This is a genomic window from Kitasatospora sp. NPDC089509, assembly GCF_044749365.1.
In the GTDB taxonomy this organism is placed as follows: domain Bacteria; phylum Actinomycetota; class Actinomycetes; order Streptomycetales; family Streptomycetaceae; genus Kitasatospora.
Genome location: NZ_JBIVHS010000032.1, coordinates 58,573 through 81,650, shown reverse-complemented (window position 1 = coordinate 81,650; position 23,078 = coordinate 58,573). Strand labels below are relative to the sequence as shown.

General features: G+C 73.5%; 21 protein-coding genes. 19 read left to right on the top strand and 2 right to left on the bottom strand.

All coding sequences use genetic code 11. The features are described from left to right. Positions 1-151: 151 nt before the first annotated feature. The 3 genes from ACIP4P_RS40120 (at position 152) to thiD (ending at position 3,132) form a co-directional block, all read left to right on the top strand. Entirely contained in the window at positions 152-1,117 is a 966-nt protein-coding gene (locus ACIP4P_RS40120) for a thiamine-phosphate kinase (protein ID WP_400927887.1), read from the top strand. Positions 1,118-1,284: 167 nt separating this feature from the next. Further along, positions 1,285-2,310, top strand: coding sequence for an ATP-dependent 6-phosphofructokinase (locus ACIP4P_RS40115; protein ID WP_350515272.1), 1,026 nt, complete (start codon positions 1,285-1,287; stop codon positions 2,308-2,310). Between the two features lie 24 nt (positions 2,311-2,334). Further along, positions 2,335-3,132, top strand: coding sequence for a bifunctional hydroxymethylpyrimidine kinase/phosphomethylpyrimidine kinase (gene thiD / locus ACIP4P_RS40110; protein WP_400927883.1), 798 nt, complete (start codon positions 2,335-2,337; stop codon positions 3,130-3,132). A gap of 171 nt (positions 3,133-3,303) precedes the next feature. Here the strand turns inward: thiD and rpmB are convergent, their stop codons facing one another. Beyond that, on the bottom strand, positions 3,304-3,489 hold the full coding sequence (rpmB, locus tag ACIP4P_RS40105; protein ID WP_014138233.1) for a 50S ribosomal protein L28: 186 nt from the start codon (positions 3,487-3,489) through the stop codon (positions 3,304-3,306). A gap of 282 nt (positions 3,490-3,771) precedes the next feature. Here rpmB and ACIP4P_RS40100 point away from each other — a divergent pair, with 282 nt between their 5' ends. The 10 genes from ACIP4P_RS40100 (at position 3,772) to mutM (ending at position 13,745) form a co-directional block, all read left to right on the top strand. Then, positions 3,772-5,403 carry a DAK2 domain-containing protein gene (locus ACIP4P_RS40100; RefSeq protein ID WP_400927880.1) on the top strand — a complete coding sequence of 544 codons (1,632 nt, stop codon included), beginning with the start codon at positions 3,772-3,774 and terminating at the stop codon, positions 5,401-5,403. Between the two features lie 86 nt (positions 5,404-5,489). Then, a complete protein-coding gene (recG, locus tag ACIP4P_RS40095; RefSeq protein ID WP_400927877.1) occupies positions 5,490-7,721 on the top strand; it encodes an ATP-dependent DNA helicase RecG in 2,232 nt (743 codons plus the stop codon). 125 nt (positions 7,722-7,846) lie between these two features. Further along, complete coding sequence (locus tag ACIP4P_RS40090; protein ID WP_350515276.1) at positions 7,847-8,380, top strand: hypothetical protein; 534 nt, start codon at positions 7,847-7,849, stop codon at positions 8,378-8,380. A 121-nt stretch (positions 8,381-8,501) separates the two neighbouring features. Continuing rightward, on the top strand, positions 8,502-9,086 hold the full coding sequence (gene rsmD, locus ACIP4P_RS40085; RefSeq protein ID WP_350515277.1) for a 16S rRNA (guanine(966)-N(2))-methyltransferase RsmD: 585 nt from the start codon (positions 8,502-8,504) through the stop codon (positions 9,084-9,086). Positions 9,087-9,135: 49 nt separating this feature from the next. Beyond that, positions 9,136-9,627, top strand: coding sequence for a pantetheine-phosphate adenylyltransferase (coaD, locus tag ACIP4P_RS40080; RefSeq protein ID WP_350515278.1), 492 nt, complete (start codon positions 9,136-9,138; stop codon positions 9,625-9,627). A gap of 182 nt (positions 9,628-9,809) precedes the next feature. After that, positions 9,810-11,018 (top strand): ATP synthase F0 subunit B, encoded by a 1,209-nt coding sequence (locus ACIP4P_RS40075; RefSeq protein ID WP_400927871.1) that lies wholly within the window; start codon positions 9,810-9,812, stop codon positions 11,016-11,018. A 174-nt stretch (positions 11,019-11,192) separates the two neighbouring features. Continuing rightward, entirely contained in the window at positions 11,193-11,837 is a 645-nt protein-coding gene (locus ACIP4P_RS40070; RefSeq protein WP_350515280.1) for a DUF177 domain-containing protein, read from the top strand. Positions 11,838-11,839: 2 nt separating this feature from the next. Continuing rightward, positions 11,840-12,013 (top strand): 50S ribosomal protein L32, encoded by a 174-nt coding sequence (gene rpmF / locus ACIP4P_RS40065; RefSeq protein WP_030056747.1) that lies wholly within the window; start codon positions 11,840-11,842, stop codon positions 12,011-12,013. A gap of 20 nt (positions 12,014-12,033) precedes the next feature. Continuing rightward, positions 12,034-12,822, top strand: coding sequence for a ribonuclease III (gene rnc, locus ACIP4P_RS40060; protein ID WP_350515281.1), 789 nt, complete (start codon positions 12,034-12,036; stop codon positions 12,820-12,822). A gap of 56 nt (positions 12,823-12,878) precedes the next feature. Continuing rightward, positions 12,879-13,745, top strand: a complete 867-nt coding sequence (mutM, locus tag ACIP4P_RS40055; protein WP_350515282.1) for a bifunctional DNA-formamidopyrimidine glycosylase/DNA-(apurinic or apyrimidinic site) lyase — start codon at positions 12,879-12,881, stop codon at positions 13,743-13,745. Between the two features lie 7 nt (positions 13,746-13,752). On the opposite strand, the gene ACIP4P_RS40050 is transcribed toward mutM, so the two are convergent. After that, positions 13,753-14,673: a hypothetical protein gene (locus tag ACIP4P_RS40050; RefSeq protein ID WP_350515283.1), complete on the bottom strand. Its 921-nt coding sequence runs from the start codon at positions 14,671-14,673 to the stop codon at positions 13,753-13,755. Positions 14,674-14,989: 316 nt separating this feature from the next. Here ACIP4P_RS40050 and ACIP4P_RS40045 point away from each other — a divergent pair, with 316 nt between their 5' ends. From ACIP4P_RS40045 to ftsY, 6 genes are all read left to right on the top strand, one after another. Further along, positions 14,990-16,333, top strand: a complete 1,344-nt coding sequence (locus tag ACIP4P_RS40045; protein WP_400927865.1) for a hypothetical protein — start codon at positions 14,990-14,992, stop codon at positions 16,331-16,333. A 169-nt stretch (positions 16,334-16,502) separates the two neighbouring features. Further along, positions 16,503-17,003 carry a winged helix-turn-helix transcriptional regulator gene (locus ACIP4P_RS40040; RefSeq protein WP_400927862.1) on the top strand — a complete coding sequence of 167 codons (501 nt, stop codon included), beginning with the start codon at positions 16,503-16,505 and terminating at the stop codon, positions 17,001-17,003. Between the two features lie 29 nt (positions 17,004-17,032). Further along, entirely contained in the window at positions 17,033-17,332 is a 300-nt protein-coding gene (locus ACIP4P_RS40035; RefSeq protein ID WP_400927859.1) for an acylphosphatase, read from the top strand. Between the two features lie 410 nt (positions 17,333-17,742). Further along, complete coding sequence (locus ACIP4P_RS40030) at positions 17,743-17,946, top strand: hypothetical protein (RefSeq protein WP_350515287.1); 204 nt, start codon at positions 17,743-17,745, stop codon at positions 17,944-17,946. A gap of 157 nt (positions 17,947-18,103) precedes the next feature. After that, positions 18,104-21,724 (top strand): chromosome segregation protein SMC, encoded by a 3,621-nt coding sequence (gene smc, locus ACIP4P_RS40025; RefSeq protein WP_400927855.1) that lies wholly within the window; start codon positions 18,104-18,106, stop codon positions 21,722-21,724. A 48-nt stretch (positions 21,725-21,772) separates the two neighbouring features. Further along, positions 21,773-23,002 (top strand): signal recognition particle-docking protein FtsY, encoded by a 1,230-nt coding sequence (ftsY, locus tag ACIP4P_RS40020; RefSeq protein WP_400927852.1) that lies wholly within the window; start codon positions 21,773-21,775, stop codon positions 23,000-23,002. The last annotated feature ends 76 nt before the right edge of the window (positions 23,003-23,078 follow it).

Here is a 23,078-nt window from a genome sequence, read left to right as displayed (position 1 = left end):
GCCGGCAGGCTGATCACCACGCTACCGCGCAGCGGGCCGGGGAGGGGAGACTTCCGCACCCCCGAAGGGCGTACGCTGCGCGCGGGGGAGCGACGGGGACCGGAATCCGGAGGGCAGTGCCATCCGGGAAGGACATGCGAGAGGACGGCAGATGCAGGGGACCGTGGGCGAGCTCGGCGAGTTCGGCCTCATCAGGGAGCTGACCGCGCGGGTACCGCTCACCGACGCGGTCGACCTCGGCCCCGGGGACGACGCCGCGGTGGTGAAGGCGCCGGACGGCCGGGTGGTGGCCACCACGGACGTCCTGATCGAGCACCGGCACTTCCGCCGGGACTGGTCCACCGCCTACGACGTGGGCCGCAAGGCCGCCGCCCAGAACCTCGCCGACGTGGCCGCGATGGGCGCGGTGCCCACCGCGATCCTGCTCGGCCTGGTCGCCCCCGCCGACCTGCCGACCACCTGGGCCACCGAGCTGATGGACGGGCTGCGCGACGAGTGCCAGGTCGCCGGGGCGACGGTGGTCGGGGGCGACGTGGTGCGCGGTGACACCGTCACGCTGGCCATCACGGCGCTCGGCGACCTCCAGGGGCGCGCGGCGGTGACGCGCTCCGGCGCCCAGGTCGGCGACGTGGTCGCGGTGTGCGGCTGGCTGGGCTGGTCGGCCGCCGGACTGACCGTGCTGCAGCGCGGCTTCCGCTCCCCGCGGGCCTTCGTCGAGGCGCACCGCCGGCCCGAGCCGCCGTACCACGCGGGCCCGGCCGCCGCCGAGTTGGGCGCGACCTCGATGATCGACGTGAGCGACGGGCTGGTCGCCGACCTCGGCCACGTGGCCCGGGCCAGCGAGGTGGACATCGACCTCAAGGCCGCCGACTTCGACGTCCCGGCGCAGATGGCCGACATCGGTCAGGCGGTCGGGGTGGACCCGCTGGTCTGGGTGCTCTCCGGCGGGGAGGACCACGCGATCGTGGCGACCTTTCCGCGCGGGGTCCAACTCCCGTCCCGCTGGCGGGTGGTGGGCGAGGTGACCGGCCGCCCGCGGGGCTCGCGCAGCGGTCGGGTGACGGTGGACGGCGCGCCCTGGGACCGGGTCGGCGGCTGGGACCACTTCTCCGAATGAGCTACGGCGGACGGGGGATTCGGGCTGGACGCCGGTGCGGCACGTGACGCTCCCCAGGTGCGGCGGACGGGCTTCGAGGGTGCGATTTGCGTAGGCTTGCGTCATCCTGGCCCGCCCGCCGTCCGGCGCGGGTGGTCTGAACCACTGCGAGCGAGAGCACACCACACATGCGCATCGGTGTCCTGACCAGCGGCGGCGACTGCCCCGGCCTCAACGCGGTGATCCGCTCGGTCGTGCACCGGGGCACGGACGTCCACGGCGACGAGATCGTGGGCATCCTGGACGGCTTCCTCGGTCTGATCGAGGGCCGCACCCGGCCGGTCTCGCACGACGACGTCACCGGTCTGCTCACCCTCGGCGGCACCATCCTGGGCTCGGCCCGGGTGCAGCGCGAGCGGATCGCGTGGGCGGTGGAGAACGCCAAGACGCTGGCCCGGGACATCGGCATCGACGCGCTGATCGCGATCGGCGGGGAGGGGACGCTCACCGCCGCCAAGCAGTTCAGCGAGGCCGGGCTGCCGGTGGTCGGCGTGCCCAAGACCATCGACAACGACATCGACGCCACCGACGTCACCTTCGGCTTCGACACCGCGGTGCACGTGGCGACCGAGGCGATCGACCGGCTGAAGACCACCGCGGAGTCCCACCAGCGCGTCATGGTGGTCGAGTTGATGGGCCGGCACACCGGCTGGATCACCCTCACCGCGGGCATGGCCGGCGGCGCGCACGGCATCCTGATCCCGGAGAAGCCCTTCGACATCGAGGCGGTGGCCCGGATGGTCGAGGACCGCTTCGCCCGCGGCAAGAAGTTCGCCATCATCGCCGTCGCCGAGGGCGCCTCCCCGGTGCCCGGCACCATGCGCTTCGACCACGGCGAGGTCGACCAGTACGGCCACCGCACCTTCGGCGGGATCGGCAACCGGCTGGCCCACGAGCTGGAGAACCTGCTCGGCAAGGAGGCCCGCCCGGTCATCCTCGGCCACACCCAGCGCGGCGGCACCCCGACCGCCCGGGACCGGGTGCTCGCCACCCGCTTCGGCTGGCACGCGGTGGAGGCCGTCCACCGGGGCGCGTTCGGGCACTTCACCGCGCTGCGCCGGACCGGCATCGAGCTGGTGCCGATCGGTGACGCGGTGACCAGGCTGAAGACCGTGCCGGAGGACCGCTGGGCGGAGTCCGAGGCGGTGCTCTGAAGCCGCGCGGGTAGGTTGGGCGGCATGCACTCCACCGCACCTCCCCGCGTGCTCACCGTCGCCGGCTCCGACTCCGGCGGCGGCGCCGGCATCCAGGCCGACCTCAAGGCGATGCTCGCCCTGGGCGTCCACGGCATGAGCGTGATCACCGCCGTCACCGCGCAGAACTCGCTCGGTGTCCAGGGCTACTGGGAACTGCCGGCCGAAGCCGTCCGGGCGCAGTTCCGCAGCGTGGTGGACGACATCGGGGTGCAGGCGGTGAAGACCGGCATGCTGGCCTCGATCGAACTGGTCGAGACCGTCGCCGAGCTGCTCGCCGGGGTGGACGCCCCGGTGGTGGTCGACCCGGTCGGCGTCTCCAAGCACGGGGACGCGCTGCTGGCCGCCGAGGCGGTCGCCACCGTCCGCGCCAGGCTGCTGCCGGTCGCCACCCTGGTCACCCCCAACCTGCACGAGGTGACGCAGCTCACCGGCCGCACCGTCGAGAACGAGTCGCAGATGCTGTCCGCCGCCGAGGCGCTGGCGGACCTCGGGCCGAGCTGGGTGCTGGTCAAGGGCGGCCACCTGGCCGGCGAGGCCGCCGACCTGCTGTACGGCGGGCCCGGCGAGGTGCACTGGTACCGCGCGCCGCGCTACGACAACCGGCACACCCACGGCACCGGCTGCACCCTGGCCAGCTCGATCGCGGCCGGTCTGGCCAAGGGCGAGTCGCTGCCCGAGGCGGTGGGCTCGGCCAAGGAGTACGTCACCGGCGCGATCGCCGGGGGCTTCGCCCTGGGCGCCGGGATCGGCCCGGTCGACCACGCCTGGCGCTGGCGCTAGTCCCTCTTGGCGGGCCCGTCCGGCCGGCCGGAGAACGACGACGGGCGGGCCCCCGAGGGGGTCCGCCCGTCGCCGGTGCGTCCGGAAAGCCTGACCGGGCCCGGAAACAGCGAAGCCGGCTCATCCGGGGATGAACCGACTCACTGGAGGACCGGCATGCCGGTCTGCGCGTCAGCGCGAGACCTTACCGGCCTTGATGCACGAGGTGCAGACGTTGAGCCGCTTCGGCGTCCGCCCAATCACAGCGCGCACCGTCTGGATGTTGGGGTTCCAACGACGGGGGGTACGGCGGTGAGAGTGGGAGATGCTGTTGCCGAAGCCCGGCCCCTTGCCGCAGACGTCGCAGTTGGCAGCCACAGGAGTCACTCCAAGACTTCAGATCAGTTACTTTCGAAAACCCCACTCAGCCACCAGAACACTCGCGTGCACCGGACCGGACAAGGGGGTGAGCCTGGACGGTTCCAGGCAACCGGAAGAGCATACAACGCTTGCTTCCGTCCCACGAAACTACCATGACCGGCCGAGTGATCGCTCCGGTCGCCGGTCCGGGCGGCCCTCCCCGGCCCCCGATAACCTGCCGCTATCACCCCTTGCCGTTCATCGCCCGGCCATGTCGGCGTCCCATCCGGAGGAGACCTGGTGCTGCACACGCTCGACGCCCCGGCCGTGCGCACCTGGTGCCAGCTCGCCCTGCGCGCGCTCGGCCAGGCCCGCGAGGAGATCGACGCGCTCAACGTGTATCCCGTCCCGGACGGCGACACCGGCACCAACCTCTACCTGACCGTCGAGTCCGCCGCCGCCGAGGTGGAGAGCCGCTTCGCCGACCCGGCCGCCGACCCGGCGCCCGGACTGGCCGACACCGTCCGGGCGATGGCCCGCGGCGCGCTGGTCGGGGCCCGCGGCAACTCCGGGGTGATCCTCGCCCAGTGGCTGCGCGGCACCGCCGAGACGCTCGCCGAGGGCGGCGGCGCCGAACAGCTGCGGGCCGCCCTGCAGCGGGCCGCCGACTCCGCCTACCAGGCCGTCGCGGAGCCCGTCGAGGGCACCCTGCTGACCGTGGCCCGGGTCGCCGCCCGCGAGGCGGTACGGGCCGGGGACGGCCTCGCCCAGGTCGCCGACACCGCCCACCGGGCCGCCCGGGACGCGCTGCGGCACACCCCCGAGCAGCTCGCCGTGCTGGCCGAGAACGGGGTCGTGGACGCCGGCGGACGCGGCCTGGTGGCCGTCCTCGGTGCGCTCGCCGACGCCGTCGCCGGCCACCAGCCGATGGGGCCGGTCGCGCTGCGCGGGGACGTCCGGGCGGTGGAGCGCTGCGCGACCCACCTGCGGCCCCCCGGCCCCGGCCACCCCGCCTTCGAGGTCATCTACCTGCTGGACGCGCCGGACGAGGCGCTGCCCGCGCTGCGCGAACGGCTCGCCGCGCTCGGCGACTCCCTGGTGATCGGCGGCGGCGACGGCCTGTGGAACGTGCACGTCCACGTGGACGACGCGGGCGCCGCGGTGGAGGCCGGGGTCGGTGCCGGGCGTCCGCACCAGATCCGGATCACCCACTTCGCCGAGGCCGCCGCCCGGGCCGGCACCGCCGCCGAACGCGGCGAACGCGAGGAGCGGGCCCGCGCGGTGCTCTCGGTGGTGTCCGGCGAGGGGCTGGCCGAGCTGTGCGAGCAGGCCGGCGCCGTCGTCCTGCACGCCGACCCGGACCGCCGCCCGGCCAGCGCCGAACTCGCCGACGCCGTCCGCGGCTCGGCCGCCCGCGAGGTGGTGCTGCTGCTCAACGACCCCGAACTGCGCGCCGCCGCCGGGGCCGCCGCCGACCAGCTGCGCGAGGAGGGCGTCCGGATCGCCGTGCTGCCGACCCGCTCGCCGGTGCAGGGCCTGGCCGCGCTCGCGGTGCACGAGGTCGGCCGCCGCTTCGACGAGGACGTGGTCGCCATGACCTCCGCCGCCGGGGCCACCCGGTACGCCGAACTCGCCGTCGCCGAGGGGGAGTCCTGGACCATGGCCGGGGTCTGCCAGGCCGGCGACGTGCTCGGCCTGATCGACGGGGACGTCGCGGTGATCGGCGCCGGGCTGGCCGAGGTCGGCGAGAGCGTGCTGGACCGGATGCTCGGCGCGGGCGGCGAACTGGTCACCCTGATCCTCGGCGAGGGCGCCGACCGGACCCTCGCCGACCGGCTGGTGGCGCACGTCCGCCAGCAGCGGCCGGAGGTGGACTCGGTGGTCTTCCACGGCGGCCAGGAGTCCACGCCGCTGCTCATCGGGGTGGAGTGAACCCCCGCCCCGCCCCTTCGGCTCGGAGGCGAGCGGGCGAGTAGCAGCCCGCTGTTCGTCGGTGCCGTGGTGTAAACAGGGGGCTGATGGGCGCTCTCGATGAACCACTGACCAAGCTCGTCGGCGACCGCACCGCGAAGGTGCTCGCCGACAGCCTCAAGCTGCGCACGGTCGGGGACCTGCTGCACCACTATCCGCGCCGCTACGTCGAACGCGGCCAGCTCACCAGCCTGGACGAGCTGGAGATCGACGAGCACGTCACCGTGCTGGCCCGGATCGAGAAGGTCACCCTGATCCCGTTCCGCGGCCGCAAGGGCGACCGGCTGGAGGTGGTGGTCACCGACGGCCGCAGCCGGCTCTCGCTGGTCTTCTTCAACCAGGGCTGGCGGCAGAAGGAGCTCAAGGCCGGCGCCCAGGGCCTGTTCGCGGGCAAGGTCGGCGTCTTCAACCGCAGCCGCCAGCTGGTCTCGCCCGACTACCAGCTGCTCGACGAGGACGCCGGGTCGGACGCCGCGAAGCAGTTCGCCGGCCGGCTCATCCCGGTGTACGGCGCCAGCGCGCAGATGCCCAGCTGGAAGCTGTCGATCTGCATCGAGACCGCGCTCACCAAGCACCTCGGCGACGTCGGCGAGCCGTTGCCCGCCGAACTGCGCGAGCGGCACGACCTGATCCCGCTGCCCGAGGCGCTGGAGCTGATCCACCGCCCGCGCGGCCAGGCCGACCGCGAGCGCGCCCAGAGCCGGCTGCGCTGGGACGAGGCCTTCGTCCTCCAGGTCGCCCTCGCCCAGCGCCGGGCCGCCGACTCCGCGCTGCCCGCCAAGCCGCGCGAGGCCCGTCCCGGTGGCCTGCTGGACGCCTTCGACGCCCGGCTGCCGTTCACCCTCACCGAGGGCCAGCGGAAGGTCTCCGCCGAGATCGCCGCCGACCTGGCCACCGAGCACCCGATGCACCGGCTGCTCCAGGGCGAGGTCGGCTCCGGCAAGACCCTGGTGGCGCTGCGCGCCATGCTCGCGGTGGTGGACGCCGGCGGTCAGGCCGTCCTGCTCGCGCCCACCGAGGTGCTGGCCCAGCAGCACCACCGCTCGATCGTCGAGATGATGGGCGACCTCGCCGAGGCCGGCCTGCTCGGCGGCTCCGACCTGGGCACCCGGGTGGTGCTGCTGACCGGCTCGATGGGCGTCGCCGCCCGCCGCCAGGCGCTGCTGGACATGGCCTGCGGGTCCGCCGGGATCGCCATCGGCACCCATGCGTTGATCGAGGACAAGGTCCAGTTCCAGGACCTCGGCCTGGTCGTGGTGGACGAGCAGCACCGCTTCGGCGTCGAGCAGCGGGACGCGCTGCGCGCCAAGGGCGAACAACCGCCGCACCTGCTGGTGATGACCGCCACCCCGATCCCGCGCACCGTCGCGATGACCGTCTTCGGGGACCTGGAGACCTCCGTCCTGGACCAGCTCCCGGCCGGCCGCTCGCCGATCTCCACCCACGTCGTCCCCGCGCTGGAGAAGCCCAACTTCCTCACCCGGGCCTGGGAGCGGGTCCGCGAGGAGGTCGGCAAGGGCCACCAGGCGTACGTGGTCTGCCCGCGGATCGGGGACGAGGAGCCGGGCGCGGACCCGAAGGCCGCCAAGAAGCGGCGCAAGGCGGCCGAGGAGGACTTCGAGGACCTCACCACCCCGGACGCCGGCGCCGCGAGCGACGAACGGCGGCCCCCGCTCTCGGTGGTGGAGACCGCCGAGATGCTGGTGAAGGGCCCGCTGAGCGGCCTGCGGGTGGAGATCCTGCACGGCCGGCTCGCCCCGGAGGCCAAGGACGAGGTGATGCGCCGGTTCTCGGCCGGGGACGTGGACGTCCTGGTCGCCACCACGGTCATCGAGGTCGGCGTCAACGTCCCCAACTCCACCGCGATGGTCATCATGGACGCCGACCGCTTCGGCGTCTCCCAGCTCCACCAGCTGCGCGGCCGGGTCGGCCGGGGCAGCGCGGCCGGTCTGTGCCTGCTGGTCAGCGAGATGCCCGGGGGCAGCGCTGCCCGGGCCCGGCTGGACGCGGTGGCCGGCACCCTGGACGGCTTCGAGCTGTCCCGGATCGACCTCGAACAGCGCCGCGAGGGCGACGTGCTGGGCCAGGCGCAGTCCGGGGTGAAGTCCTCGCTCAAGGTGCTCTCGGTGCTGGAGGACGAGGAGGTCATCCGCACCGCCCGGACCGAGGCCACCCGGCTGGTCGCCGAGGACCCGGAGCTGGCCGCCCACCCGGAGCTGCGCACCGTGCTGGAGAGCCTGCTCGACGAGGACCGCGCGGCCTTCATGGAGAAGGGCTGAGCGGCCCGGGGAAGGGTCGGGCGGGTCCTCGGCCGGCCCGGATTGTCAGACCCCCGCGAGAGAATGTAGTTGTTCAGGGCGCACCCCCAAGGTGCGTACCTGGCACGACACTTGGGGGTCCTGCCATGGCATTCCGTCATCTCAACGAGCTCCCGCTGGGCGACAAGGTCTTCCGGATCGAACTCGCCAGCGACGACGACCGAGAGGTCACCCTCACCCTGACCGGCTGGCGCGAGGGGGCGGCCGCCACGCCGCTCGCCTCGGGCCGGCTCCGCCTGCCGGTCGAGGACGTCGCCTCGCTGCGGATCGCGCTCAACCGCGCGCTGCGGGCGCTGGCGATCGTCGCCGACGTCTCCGAGCCCATCCCCGACCGCGACGTGCTGCGCGAGCTGTACCCCGGCCACGGCGCCCCCTGGGTGCCGCAGCACGAGGAGGAGCTGGTCCGACGCTTCCACGACGGCGAGACCGTCGCCCGGATCGCCGCCCGCTTCGGCCGCACGCCCGACTCCGTCCGGACCAAGCTGCGCGAGCTGGGTCACGACCCGCGCCGCCCCGAGTTCTGCCCGCCCGACGGCTGCCTGTCCTGGTCCCGCTACGCCTCGCCGGCCCTGCTCGGCGCGGCGGTCCCGGGCCAGGGCGCGGGCTCCGAGGCGAGCTGACCCTCCGGGCGGGCGCGGTGCGGCCCGGGGGAGAGCCCCCGGGCCGCACCCGCTCGGCGTGAGGGCGGGGCGGAGATCGGGATAGCGTGGTCGGGCAGCGACGAAAGGACCTTCCACCACCATGACCCGCGTGATCGCCGGGTCGGCCGGCGGCCGCCGGCTGGCCGTACCGCCCGGCCGGGGCACCCGTCCGACCTCCGACAAGGCCCGCGAGGCGATGTTCTCCACCCTGGAGGCGTTCCGCGGCACCCTGCACGGGGCCCGGATGCTGGACCTGTTCGGCGGGTCGGGCGCGGTCGGCCTGGAGGCGCTGTCCCGCGGCGCCGAGCACGTCCTGCTGGTCGAGGCGGACGCCCAGGCGGCCCGGGTGATCCGGGAGAACGTCCGGACCATCGCCCTGCCGGGCGCCGAGGTGCGGGCCGCCAAGGCGGAGAAGGTGATCGCCGGGCCGCCCCCGCAGCCCCCGTACGACCTGGTCTTCCTCGATCCGCCGTACGCGGTGACGGACGACGAGGTGCGCGAGATGCTGATCACAATGTCGGCTGGAGGCTGGCTCGCGGAGGACGCACTCGTCACCGTGGAGCGCAGCACCCGTGGCGGCGAGTTCGGCTGGCCCGAGGGCTTCGAGGTGCTGCGCTCCCGCCGTTACGGCGAGGGCACCCTCTGGTACGGTCGCGCCGCCGCCGGGGCCAGCGATCACGAGTAGCGGGCCGCGACCCGCAGCAGCCGTCACCCCACGAGGGAGCACACACGCCATGCGCCGAGCCGTCTGCCCCGGTTCGTTCGACCCGATCACCAACGGTCACCTCGACATCATCGAGCGGGCCTCGAAGCTGTACGACGTGGTGCACGTCGTGGTCGCGATCAACCCGAACAAGCAGGGCATGTTCACCATCGAGGAGCGGATCGGCCTGATCGAGGAGGTCGCCGCGCCGTTCGGGAACGTGGTGGTCGAGTCGCACCAGGGGCTGCTGGTGGACTACTGCCGGGAGCGCGGCATCCCCGCGATCATCAAGGGCCTGCGGGCGGTCAGCGACTTCGACTACGAGCTGCAGATGGCCCAGATGAACCACGGTCTGACCGGCGTGGAGACGCTGTTCGTGCCGACCTCGCCGACGTACAGCTTCCTGTCCTCGACGCTGGTCAGGGAGGTCGCCTCGTACGGCGGCGACGTGTCGCACCTGCTGCCGGAGACGGTGCACCGTCGGCTGGTGGAGCGGATCGCGGAGCGCCGGGCCCAGCGGTAGCGCCGGGTCTTTCCTGCCGGTTCGTCATGGCTTGTCCGGGGCGGCGGAAGCGGGTTCGGCTCGGGCGTTGTGAGCTCGCCGCACGGGGGCCGTACAGTCTGTAGTCCTGCCCTGCGGTGAGGTCCACCGCGCCGGGCCTGCCTCCGCCGGACCGTCGGCGGCACACGGAAAGACGAAGCCCCGTGGACGTGCAGAACAAGGTCGACGAGATCGTGGCGGCGGTCGAGAACGCCCGCTCGATGCCGATGTCGGCCTCCTGCGTGGTGAACCGGGCCGAGCTGATCGGCCTGCTCAACGACCTCAAGGCGGCCCTGCCCGCCGAACTCGCCCAGGCCCAGTCGGTGATGGCCGACCACGAGCAGGTGGTGGCCGGGGCCCAGGCCGAGGCGGACCGGATCATCCAGGGCGCGCACGCCGAGCGCGGTTCGCTGATCTCCGACACCGAGGTGGTCCGCCGGGCCCAGTCCGAGGCCGACCGGATCCTGAGCGAGGCCCGCGCCGACGTCGACACCCAGCGGGCCGAGGCCGACGACTACGTGGACAGCAAGCTCGCCAACTTCGAGGTGGTGCTGACCAAGACGCTCGGCGCGGTCGGCCGCGGCCGGACCAAGCTGCGCGGCGACGCGGGCTTCGAGGCCGACGGCGAGACCGACGGCGAGGAGTTCCAGCCGCAGCGGCTCAGCCCGAGCCCCGAGGTCGACGAGTACGTCGATGTGAAGCTCGCCACCCTGGAGAACGTGCTCGGCGCCACCCTGGAGGCGGTCGGCAAGGGCCGCGACAAGCTGCTCGGCAAGCGTCCGATCGACGAGCTGGGCGCCTACCTGGCCGCCGCCGACGAGGCCCAGCAGGCCAAGGAGCGGGCCGAGGCGGTGGCCGCCGGCTTCGCCGAGGACGCCGACGGCGCCGACATCGCCTGGTACCGCGAGGACGTCCCGCAGCAGCAGACCTGGCCCGAGCAGACCCCGGCCCCGGCCGCGGCCGGCTGGCCGGCGCCCGGCGCCGACCAGTACGCGGCCGCCCAGCACCAGCACCCCCACCAGCACCAGGAGCAGCACCAGGGCGGGCAGTACGCCGAGGTGTACGGCGGGGGCTTCGACCCGGCCGTCCAGGGTGACCCGTACAACACCCAGTGGGGACAGCAGCAGGGCGGCTACCCGCAGCAGCAGCCCGACTACCAGGGTCAGCAGCACCAGGGCCAGCAGCCGGTCGGCTACGGCTATCCGCAGCAGCAGGACGGCTACGGGGCCCAGCCGTACGACGGCTACGGCTACCCGCAGCAGCCCGCCCTGCCCCCGGCCGTTCCGCAGCAGCAGCAAGGCCTGGACGAGACCAGTTTCTTCGACACCAGCATGATCGACATGACCCGGCTGCGGGAGCTCGGCGGCCGCTGAGCACGCCCCGGCGGACGGTGCGGGAGTCTCCTGACGGGACCGAAGTTGGGCCTGGCGGGAGACTCCGGTAGTCTGACCACTCCGGCATCCCCATGTCCGGCTCTCGGCTTGCCCTCGCGGCGCCGACCGGGACACGGGGGACCCAGCGTCGATTCCTATGGAAGTCAGGACACCTTGAACCGCCTCGACCACCGCGACCCCCTCGTGTTCGACACGCACGAGCTCGGTCGTCGTCCGGGCGCGATGCGCAAGGTGAGCCGGACCCTGGAGGCCCCCGAGGGCCTCGGGATCATCGACGTGATCGGCGTCCCGGAGAAGAGCCCGATCGAGCTGGAGCTCCGCCTGGAGTCCGTGGTCGAGGGCGTGCTGGTCACCGGCACGGCCGACGCCCAGGTCGAGGGTGAGTGCGTCCGGTGCCTGGAGCCCGTCGAGTTCGACATCGACGTGGACTTCCAGGAGCTGTACTACTACCCGGAGTCCGACGAGCGTCACCGCGCCCGGACCACCGGGACCGAGGACCTCGACGAGGACTCGGAAGAAGAGACTTACCGCCTGGAGGGCGACCTGTTCGACCTCCAGCCGGTGCTGCGTGACGCGGTGGTGCTCGCACTGCCGCTGCAGCCGGTGTGCCAGGAAGACTGCCTGGGCCTGTGCTCCGAGTGCGGAGCGCGCCTGAGCGACGACCCGACGCACCACCACGATGCCGCCGACCCCCGGTGGGCGGCTCTGCAGGGACTCTCCGCCACCCCCGGCGACGAGGGTGACGGGATCAAGAACAGCGACACCCGTGAGGGTCTCGCCGAGAACCAGGAGAAGTAGCCGTGGCTGTTCCGAAGCGGAAGATGTCGCGCAGCAACACGCGCCACCGCCGGTCCAACTGGAAGGCCGTTGTTCCGGCCCTCGTGGCGTGCGACCGCTGCCACGAGCCGAAGCTGGGCCACATCGCGTGCCCGAGCTGCGGCACGTACAACCGTCGCCAGGTCCTCTCGGTCTGATCGGCGGGGTGTACGGATCGATGTCGGACGGTAACTCCACCCGCAAGGCGTCCTCTGCCTCGAAGGGTTCTTCGGGCGGCGGCAAGGCCGGCGGGCCGGCTTCGACCGAATACGACGTCCTGGAAGGGCGCCTCGGGTACACACTTGAGCGCGCCCTTCTGGTACGTGCCCTGACCCACCGCTCGTACGCGTACGAGAACGGGGGTCTGCCCACCAACGAGCGCCTGGAGTTCCTCGGCGACTCGGTGCTGGGCCTGGTGGTGACCGACACCCTCTACCGCGTCCACCCGGACGTCCCGGAGGGCACGCTCGCCAAGCTGCGCGCCGCGGTGGTCAACTCCCGCGCGCTCGCGGACGTCGGCCGGGGCCTGGACCTCGGCGTGTTCATCCGGCTCGGCAAGGGCGAGGAGGGCACCGGCGGCCGCGACAAGTCGTCGATCCTCGCCGACACGGTCGAGGCCGTGATCGGGGCCGTCTACCTGGACCGCGGTCTGGAGGCGGCGACCGAGTTCGTCCACCGGCTGTTCGACCCGCTGATCGAGGAGTCCTCTCAGCTGGGAGCCGGCCTGGACTGGAAGACCAGCCTCCAGGAGCTCACCGCCTCGGTGGGCATCGGCGTGCCCGAGTACGTGGTCATGGAGTCCGGTCCGGACCACGAGAAGACCTTCACCGCGGCGGCCCGGGTGGCCGGCGAGGACTTCGGCAGCGGCGTCGGCCGCTCGAAGAAGGAAGCCGAGCAGAAGGCCGCCGAGAGCGCCTGGCGCGCGATCAAGGAGAAGTACGCCGACCGGCTGCCCGCCGGCGCGTAGCGCTCCCGCAGTAGCCTTTCCTCCTGATCCCTTTCGATGCAGGAGGTCCGTTTCCCGTGCCCGAACTCCCCGAGGTCGAGGTCGTCCGCCGCGGACTGGCCAACTGGGTCGCCGGGCGGACCGTCGACGACGTCCAGGTGCTGCACCCGCGCGCGGTGCGCCGCCAGCCGGCCGGCCCGGCGGACTTCGCGGCCCGGCTGACCGGCACCACGCTGGGCACCGCGCAGCGCCGCGGCAAGTACCTCTGGGTGCCGCTGGGCAACGGGTTCTCGTTGATCGGCCACCTCGGGATGAGCGGCCAACTCCTCGTCCAGGACCCGTCCGTACCGGACGAGACCCATCTGCGGGTCCGGCTGCGCTTCACCGACGGCGGCCGCGAACTGCGCTTCGTGGACCAGCGGACCTTCGGCGGCCTGGCCGTCGAGGAGGCCGAGGACGGCGACCCGGAGGGCACCCCGGTCTCCATCGCGCACATCGCCCGGGACCCGCTCGACCCCCGCTTCGACGACGCGGCCTTCGCGGCCGCGCTGCGCGCCAAGCGCACCACGGTCAAGCGCGCCCTGCTCGACCAGACCCTGATCAGCGGCGTCGGCAACATCTACGCCGACGAGGCGCTGTGGCGCTCCAAGCTGCACTACGACCGCCCGACCGCGACCCTCACCCGGCCGCAGGCCGCGCTGCTGCTGGCCAACGCCCGGGACGTGATGACGGCGGCGCTGGCCGTCGGCGGCACCAGCTTCGACAGCCTGTACGTCAACGTGAACGGCGAGAGCGGCTACTTCTCCCGCGACCTCGACGCCTACGGCCGCGAGCACGAGCCCTGCCGCCGCTGCGGCACCGCGATCCGGCGGGCCGCCTGGATGAACCGGTCCAGCTACTTCTGCCCCCGCTGCCAGCGCGTGCCGCGCGCCAACGGGGGCTGAGCGACGGCTACTTGTGGGCGAGCTCGGGGTGCTCGGCGGAGGACTCGCCGAGTGCGCCGTGGTCGCCCTGGCCGAAGTAGGCGACGCCGACCGCGGACACCACCGCGAGCAGGAAGCCGACCACACCGAGCCAGCCCAGGCCGGACTTGGAGGAGTCGCCGAGCCAGAGCACCCCGACCGCGCCGGGCAGCACCGTCTCGCCGACCACCAGGGCGGCGGTGGCGCCGTTCACCGAGCCGATCTGCAGCGCCACGGTGTGCACGTACATCCCGCCCAGGCCGCCGACCAGGATCGCGTACAGCGCCGGGTCGGAGATCAGCTGGACCAGGTCGAACGGCTCCACGCCGTTCAGGATGCGCACGCCGACGCCCAGCGCGCCGAAGCCGAGGCCGGAGAGCAGACCGGCGACGATCGCGCCCTTGGAGCCCATCCGGCGCACCAGCAGACCGCCGCCGACCAGCAGCACGGTGGTGATGATCAGCAGCCCCCAGTGGAAGGCCATCGCGGCGTGGTGCCCGCCCTCGGGGCCGGCCGAGACGGCCAGCAGCACCAGCGCCGAGCAGAGCACGCCGATCGAGGCCCACTCCAGCTGCTTGAGCCGGATCCCCAGCAGCTTGATGCTCAGCACCGCGGTGATCACCAGGTTGGCGCTGATGATGGTCTGGGAGAGGAACAGCGGCAGCAGCCGGGCGGCCAGCGCGCCGAGCCCGAAGCCGATCAGGTCGAGCACCGTCCCGGTGATGAACTCCCAGGTGACGGCGGCCTTCGCGGTGGAGGACAGGCTCGGCCCGCCGTGCTCGGTGGTCGAGGAGGTGGCACCCTTGGCCGCCTCCTCGCGGGCCGAGCGGCGGGAACCGACGGCCTGCAGGACCGAGCCGGTGCCGTAGCAGGCGGATGCCGCCACGGCCGTGACGAGGCCGATGATCACCAAGTGCTCCGATCGGGAGTCGGGTCAAGAACAAGTAATGGGACCAGCGGTCCGGGAACAGTGTGCCCCGTCGCGCGGTACGGTCGGGACGCACCCTCGGACCGCTCCGGGCCGGCCCCCGCACCGCTCCGGGCCCGCCGGGACGTACGTCCGGCCGTCCCGTCCGGTTCCCCGATCCCACCCGTCTCAGGGTTTACTCGGGGAAATCTCATCCGCGAGAAGGGGTGCCGCCCCGGCGGACGGCGGGGAATCCTGACATAACCAGTATGCGAAGGGTATGCCGTGCCCGGCGGCCGATCACGGTAGCGTCGAGGGCATGAGAACCCTTGCACGACGTTCCCGGGGCGCCGGGCCACTTGCCCTGGTGGCGGCGCTGCTCGGGGTGCTGCTCCTGTTCGCACCCGCCGCCTCGGCCGCCGGCGGCCTGAGCGACGCCGCGGCCGCGCTGAAGAAGGGCCAGGTCTACGTCGCCCCGACGATGCAGGACCGCTTCAGCCAGGCCCAGGCGGACGCGCTGACCAAGAAGATCGAGAAGGCCGACAAGCCGATCTTCGTCGCGGTCGTCCCCGAGGCCGCCAACAAGGCCACCATCGGCACCGACCTGCGCACCCTGGTCGGCATCGACGGCGTGTACGCCGTCTGGCACGGGGACAACGACTTCCTGGCCTACAGCGACCGCGGCGCGATGAGCGCCGGCGCGGCCGGCCGGATCGCGGGCGCCGTCCACCGCGCCGACAAGGGCGACATCAACGCCACCCTGAACGACTTCGTCGACCAGGCCGCCCCGCAGACCAAGGGCACCGGGGTCAACCACAGCACCTCGATCGCCTGGGTGATCATCCCGGTGCTGTTGGTGGCGCTGGCCGGCGCCGGCGTCTTCTTCCTCTTCCGTCGCGCCAAGAAGCGCAAGGAGGAGCAGGCCCGCGCCGAGCTGGAGCAGCTGCGCCGCGTCGTCGACGAGGACATCACCGCCTTCGGCGTCGAACTGGAGCGGCTCGACTTCAACCCGAGCGCGTCGGACGCCGACGACGCCCAGCGCACCGACTACGGCCACGCGCTGGACTCGTACGAGAAGTCCAAGCGGCTGATGACCGAGGCCAAGCGGCCCGAGGACGTCAAGCAGGTCACCGAGACGATCGAGGACGGCCGGTTCCAGCTGGCCACCCTGGCGGCCCGGCGCGCCAAGCGCCCGCTGCCCGAGCGTCGCCCCCCGTGCTTCATGGACCCGCGGCACGGCCCGTCCGTCAAGGACGTCGACTGGGCCCCGGCCGGCGGCTCCCCCCGGGCCGTCCCGGTCTGCCAGGCCGACGCGGACCGGGTCGCGGCCGGACTCGACCCGGCGGTGCGCACCGTCGACACCGAGCACGGCCCGCAGCCGTACTGGAACGCCGGCCCGGCCTACGCGCCGTACGCGGGCGGGTACTACAGCGGCTTCGGCGGCGGTGGCCTGCTGCCCGGCCTGCTGGTCGGCACCATGCTCGGTTCGATGATGAGCAGTCCGGCCTACGCGGCGGCGCCGATGATGGAGGGCGGCCACGGCGGCTACCAGGACCAGTACGAGGGCGGCGACTTCACCGGCGCCGACTTCAACGCGTCCGACTTCAGCGGCGGCGACTGGGGCGGCGGCGACGACTTCGGCGGCGGCGGCGGGGACTGGTGACCCGCTGACCCGCTGATCGTTCCGCGATCCCGACGGCCCCGCCGGTTCCGACCGGCGGGGCCGTCCGCGTACCCGGCGCGGGATCGACGCGTGCGCACCCGGTGCGGGACCGAGCTGCGGGACCGAGCTGCGGGTTCGAAAAGCCAACCCGGTGTGGCAGGCTGGCGCTGTGACCCCCGACACCCCGCCCCGCGCCCCGGCCGCCGTCCCCGGCCGACCCTGCTCGATGGCCGCGGCGCTCCAGGTGGTGGGCGAGAAGTGGGCGCTGCTCGTGGTGCGCGAGCTGTTCTACGGCAACCACCGCTTCGACCGGATCGCCCGCAACACCGGTGCCCCGCGGGACCGGCTGACCGCACGGCTGCGGGCCCTGGAGGAGGCCGGGGTGGTCGAGCGCCGCCCGTACAGCGAGCGGCCGCCGCGCTACGAGTACCACCTCACCGAGGCCGGCCGGGACCTCGCCCCGCTCGCCCACGCGCTGCGCACCTGGGGTGACCGCTGGCTGGTGCCGGACTCCCCGGTGACCTTCGCCCACGCGCCCGAGGACCACCCGCCGCACCCCTTCGACCCGGCCTGGGTCTGCCGCACCTGCGGCCGGGAGGCCCGCCGCGGCGAGCTGCACGCCGAGGTGCACACCCCGGGCTGGACGGTCGAGGGCCCGGTGGAGCTGTGACCGGCGGCTTCGCCGGTTAGGGTCGTGGCATGCACGGTCGCGACGCCCACAGTGATGAACCGGTCCGGGTGACCGCCTGGGTCCGGGGGAAGGTCCAAGAGGTCGGGTTCCGCTGGTGGACCAGGGCACGGGCGCTGGAGATCGGCCTGACCGGCTACGCCGGGAACCTCGGCGACGGCCGGGTGCAGGTGGTGGCCGAGGGCCTGGCCGCCGACTGCGAGCTGCTGCTGGCCCTGCTGCGGGGCCCCGACACGCCCGGCGCGGTGACCGGGGTGACCGAGATCTGGACCGCCGTCGGTGCAGGCTACGAAGGTTTCGAGATCCGCTGAGCCCGCTTTTCCCGGGTGACACTCCCGCGTCCCGGAAATGATCGGCAAGCGTCGGTGTCATACGGTTGCCATTCGGGCAGACTCGTGGTTGACTCCGCATCGAACGATGATCCACGAGCACGTGGTGGACCCGGGCCCGAGACCCCCAGGCGTGACGACACCGCCGGGCAGGTGACAGGGGCGCGGTAGCGTGCGGTGATCGTGTTGACCCGTACCGTCTTTGGTGAGACGCTTGAAGCCCGCGCACACGATCGCGTTCCCCGGCAGGCGCATGCCCTCGTGAGCCCAGCTCACGGTGGTTGTGCCGTAGTGCCCAGCCAGCACTTCCGGTGCGCGCCGCGCGTGCGTCCCCCTTCCCCCTAGACCTGTACCGTTCCGGTTCGGTCACTCAGCGTGGAGGACCATTCATCATGGCAAAGGCGCTTCTCGGGTACGTCGGCGGCCCCGACCCGCGAATGCTCTCCGAGATGCGACGGCTTCAGCAGCGCGTCCAGGACCTTGAAGCCGAGCTCCTTCGGATGCAGGCTGAGAACGACGCACTCACCGCTGTCGCTGACGAGCACTCGCTGCTCAGCAGCATCGATCTGGATCAGCGGGAGCCGGCTCTCACCTGAGCCCCGCCCCGGTCCTCACAGATCGACGCCGCTGTGCACTGAGCCGCCCCGAAAGGGACGCAGCTTTGCAAGGGACGCCCGGATGTGGCGTCCCTTCGTCGTGTCGGACTCCGGATACAGTCGGTTCCCGTCATGAGCGAATGAGGGGACCGGCCGCGTGCACCTGAAGAGTCTGACGCTGCGCGGGTTCAAGTCCTTCGCCTCCAGCACCACCCTGCGCTTCGAGCCGGGCATCACCTGTGTGGTCGGCCCGAACGGCTCCGGCAAGTCCAACGTGGTGGACGCGCTGTCCTGGGTGATGGGCGAGCAGGGCGCCAAGACGCTGCGCGGCGGCAAGATGGAGGACGTCATCTTCGCCGGGACCAGCGGGCGCGCCCCGCTCGGCCGCGCCGAGGTCAGCCTCACCATCGACAACGCCGACGGCGCCCTGCCGATCGACTACTCCGAGGTGACGATCACCCGGACCATGTTCCGCAACGGCGGCAGCGAGTACGCCCTCAACGGCGAGACCTGCCGGCTGCTGGACATCCAGGAGCTGCTCTCCGACTCCGGCATCGGCCGGGAGATGCACGTCATCGTCGGACAGGGGCAGCTCGACTCCGTGCTGCATGCCGACCCGATGGGGCGGCGCGCCTTCATCGAGGAGGCGGCCGGCGTCCTGAAGCACCGCAAGCGCAAGGAGAAGGCGCTGCGGAAGCTGGACGCGATGCAGGCCAACCTCAACCGGGTGCAGGACCTGGTCGCCGAACTGCGCCGCCAGCTCGGACCGCTCGGCCGACAGGCCCGGGTGGCCCGTCGCGCCGCCGGCATCCAGGCCGACCTGCGGGACGCCCGGCTGCGGCTGCTCGCCGACGACCTGCTCGCCCTGCGCCGGGCCGTCGAGGCCGAGGTCGCCGACGAACTGGCCCTGCGGCTGCGCCGGACCACCGTCGAGCAGGAGCTGACCCGCGCGGTGCAGCGCGAACGGGTCCTGGAGGCACAGGTCCAGCAGCTCGGCCCGAGTCTGGAGGCCGCCCGGCAGACCTGGTACCGGCTCTCCGCGCTCGCCGAGCGCAGCCGCGGCACGATCGGCCTGGCCGAGGCCCGCGCCCGGCACGCCGCCGCCGGGGGCGCGGCCGAGGAACGGCGCGGCCGGGACCCGGAGGAGCTGGAACAGGAGGCCGAACGGGTCCGGGCGGAGGAGGAGGCGCTCGCCGAGGCACTGGAGGAGGCCCGGTACGCACTGGCCGAGGCGGTCGAGCACAAGGGCGAACTGGAACGCGGGCTGGCCGCCGAGGAGCGCCGGCTGCGGGACGCCGCCCGGGCCATCGCGGACCGCCGGGAGGGCCTGGCCCGGCTCCAGGGACAGGCCGCCGCCGCCCGCTCCAGGGCCGGCTCGGCGCAGGACGAGATCGGTCGGCTCACCGAGGCCAGGGACGAGGCGCTGCTGCGCGCCGCGGCCGCCGAGGGCGAACTCGACGAACTCCAGCAGCAGGTGGACGGCCTGGCCGGGGACGACGAGCAGGCCGAGACCGGGCACCGGCGGGCCCGCGAGTGGCTGGCCGAGGTCGAACGGGACCTCGCCGCGGCCCGGGAGACGGCCGCGGCGGCCGACCGGGAGCGGGCCGGGCTCGGCGCGCGGCACGAGGCGCTCTCGCTCGGGCTGCGCCGCAAGGACGGCACCGGCGCGCTGCTGGACGCGGGGGAGCGGCTGACCGGGCTGCTCGGCCCGGCGTCCGCGCTGCTGCGGATCGAGCCCGGCCACCAGGTGCCGGTCGCCGCGGCGCTCGGGGCGGCCGCCGACGCGGTGGCCGTCGACTCGCCGGGCGCCGCCGTCGACGCGCTGCGACTGCTCCGCACCCAGGACGCCGGGCGGGCCGCGCTGTTGGTCGCCGGGGCCTCCGAAGCCCCGGTCGGGACGTACGAGTTGCCGGACGGTGCCCGCTGGGCCGTCGAACTGGTCGACGGTCCGGCCGAGTTGCTCGCCGCCGTGCGCAACCGGCTGGCCGGGGTGGCGGTGGTCGCCGACCTGGACCAGGCGTTGCGGCTGGTCGCCGACCACCCCGAACTGTCCGCCGTCACCGCCGAGGGGGACCGGTTGGGCGCCGGCTTCGCCCAGGGCGGCTCCGGCGGCGCGCCGAGCCTGCTGGAGACCCAGGCGGCCGTGGACCAGGCGGCCCGGGAGCTCGGCGAACTCGACCTCCGCTGCGCCGGATCGGCCGAGCGGCTGGCCGAACTCATCGGACTCCGCCGGGAGTCGGCCGCCGAGGTCGAGCAACTCGGTGAGCTGCGACGGCAGTCGGAGAAGGAGCGGGCCCAGGTCGCCGGAGCGCTCGGCAGGCTCGGCGGACAGGCCCGGGCCGCCGCCGGGGAGGCCGGTCGGCTGGCCGCGGCGGTCACCCGGGCCGACCAGGGGCTCGCCGAACTACTGGCCACCGCCGAGGAGTTGGCCGAACGGCTGGCCGCAGCCGAGCAGTCGGCGGACGCGGGCGAGGACGAGCCGGACCACACCGAGCAACAGCGGCTGGCCGAGGCGGCCTCCGCCGCCCGACAGGCCGAACTGGAGGCCCGGCTCGCGGTGCGCACCCACGAGGAGCGGGTCCGCGCGCTGGCCGGCCGGGCCGACCAGCTGGACCGGGCCGCCCGGGCCGAGCGCGAGGCGCGCGCCAGGGCCGCCGAGCGCCGTCGGCGCGCCGAGCACGACGCCCGGGTCGCGAACGCCGTCGCCGCGGGCGCCCGGCAGCTGCTGGCCTGCCTGGAGGTGTCGCTGGCCCGCGCCGACGCCGGGCGCGCGGCGGTCGAACAGGCGCTCGCCGAGCGGGAGCACGAGCTCCGGGAGCACCGGGAGCACGGGCGCGGCCTCAAGGAGGAGCTGGACAAGCTGGTCGACGCCGGGCACCGGGACGAGGTGCTGCGGGCGGAGAAGCGGTTGCGGATCGAGCAGCTGGAGGCCCGCGCGCTGGAGGAGTTCGGCATCGACGGGGGCGAGCTGCTGGCCTCGTACGGGCCGGACCAGCCCGTCCCGCCGGGCACGCCGGAGGAGGGGCGGGAGCCGGGGGAGCCGTACCCGTACGTCCGGGCCGAGCAGGAGCGGCGGCTGCGGGCCGCCGAGAAGGCGTACCAGCAGCTGGGCAAGGTCAACCCGCTGGCGCTGGAGGAGTTCTCCGCGCTGGAGGAGCGCCACCGGTTCCTCGGCGAGCAGCTGGACGACCTCAAGCGCAGCCGGCGGGACCTGCTGGACATCGTCCGGGACGTGGACCAGCGGGTCGAGCAGCTGTTCACCTCCGCCTACCACGACACCGCCGCCCAGTTCGAGGGCGTCTTCGCCCGGCTCTTCCCGGGCGGCGAGGGGCGGCTGGTGCTGACCGACCCGGACAACATGCTGACGACCGGGGTCGAGGTGGAGGCCCGGCCGCCGGGCAAGAAGGTCAAGCGGCTGTCGCTGCTGTCCGGCGGCGAGCGCTCGCTGACCGCGGTGGCGCTGCTGGTGGCCATCTTCAAGGCGCGGCCCAGCCCGTTCTACGTGATGGACGAGGTGGAGGCGGCGCTGGACGAGACCAACCTGCGCCGACTGGTCGGGATCATGGAGGAGCTGCGGGAGAGCTCCCAGCTGATCGTGATCACCCACCAGAAGCTGACCATGGAGTCCGCCGACGCGCTGTACGGCGTGACCATGAAGGGCGACGGCATCTCCCAGGTGATCAGCCAGCGGCTGCGGGAGGGGGCACGTCCGGGCGTCCGGGCGGCGGGCGGGCGCCGGGAGCGGGGGCCGGCAGGCGTCCGTACGGTGACGGTGTAGGGCGGCTGCGGTCCAGAACGGCTCCGGTCACGGATACTGGGGGGCGTTATGGAATACGTGATCCTTGCCGTAGTCATCGCCGTGGTCGCCGTCGGCGCGATCGCGGGCCTCGTCGTTTCCGGCAGACGACGCCAGCAGCTGCCCCCGAAGTCGCAGGCGCCGGTCATCACGGCGCCGAAGACCACCCCGCAGGAGCCCCAGGTCGGCGAGGAGGCCGCGCCGCCGACCGAGGAGCCGCGCCGCACCGTCGAGGAGGTGCCGCTCCCCGAAACGGCCGAGGCCGCCGAGGTCGTCGAGGCCGTCGAGATCGAGGCCCCGGCCGAGGCCGCCGCGGCGCCCGAGGTCGAGGTCCCCGAGCCCACCGCCGGCCGGCTGGTCCGGCTGCGCTCCCGGCTCTCCCGCTCGCAGAACTCGCTCGGCAAGGGCCTGCTCTCGCTGCTCTCCCGCGAGCACCTGGACGAGGACACCTGGGAGGAGATCGAGGAGACGCTGCTCACCGCGGACGTCGGCGTCACCCCGACCCAGGAGCTGGTCGAGCGGCTGCGCACCCGGGTGAAGGTGCTCGGCACCCGTACCCCCGACGAGCTGCGCGCCCTGCTGCGCGAGGAGCTGGTCGAGCTGGTCGGCAAGGACGCCGACCGCACCGTCCGCTCCACCAAGCACGAGGAGGGCCCGGCGGTGGTCCTGGTCGTCGGCGTCAACGGCGTCGGCAAGACCACCACCACCGGCAAGCTGGCCCGAGTGCTGGTCGCGGACGGCCGCAAGGTGGTGCTCGGCGCGGCCGACACCTTCCGCGCCGCCGCCGCCGACCAGCTGCAGACCTGGGGCGAGCGGGTCGGCGCGCGCACCGTGCGCGGCCCGGAGGGCGGCGACCCGGCCTCGATCGCCTTCGACGCGGTCAAGGAGGGCATCGCCGAGGGCGCGGACACCGTGCTGATCGACACCGCCGGCCGACTGCACACCAAGACCGGCCTGATGGACGAGCTGGGCAAGGTCAAGCGGGTCGTCGAGAAGCACGGCCCGGTGGACGAGGTGCTGCTGGTGCTGGACGCGACCACCGGCCAGAACGGCCTGATCCAGGCCCGGGTCTTCGCCGAGGTGGTGGACATCACCGGCATCGTGCTGACCAAGCTGGACGGCACCGCCAAGGGCGGCATCGTGGTCGCGGTCCAGCGTGAGCTGGGCGTGCCGGTGAAGCTGATCGGTCTGGGCGAGGGTGCCGACGACCTGGCGCCGTTCGAGCCGGGTGCGTTCGTGGACGCGCTGATCGGGGACTGACCGGTTCTTCCCGTGTGAGGGTCCGCTCCTTCGGGGGCGGGCCCTTCTTGCTGTCCGGAACCTCCCGCCCCGGATC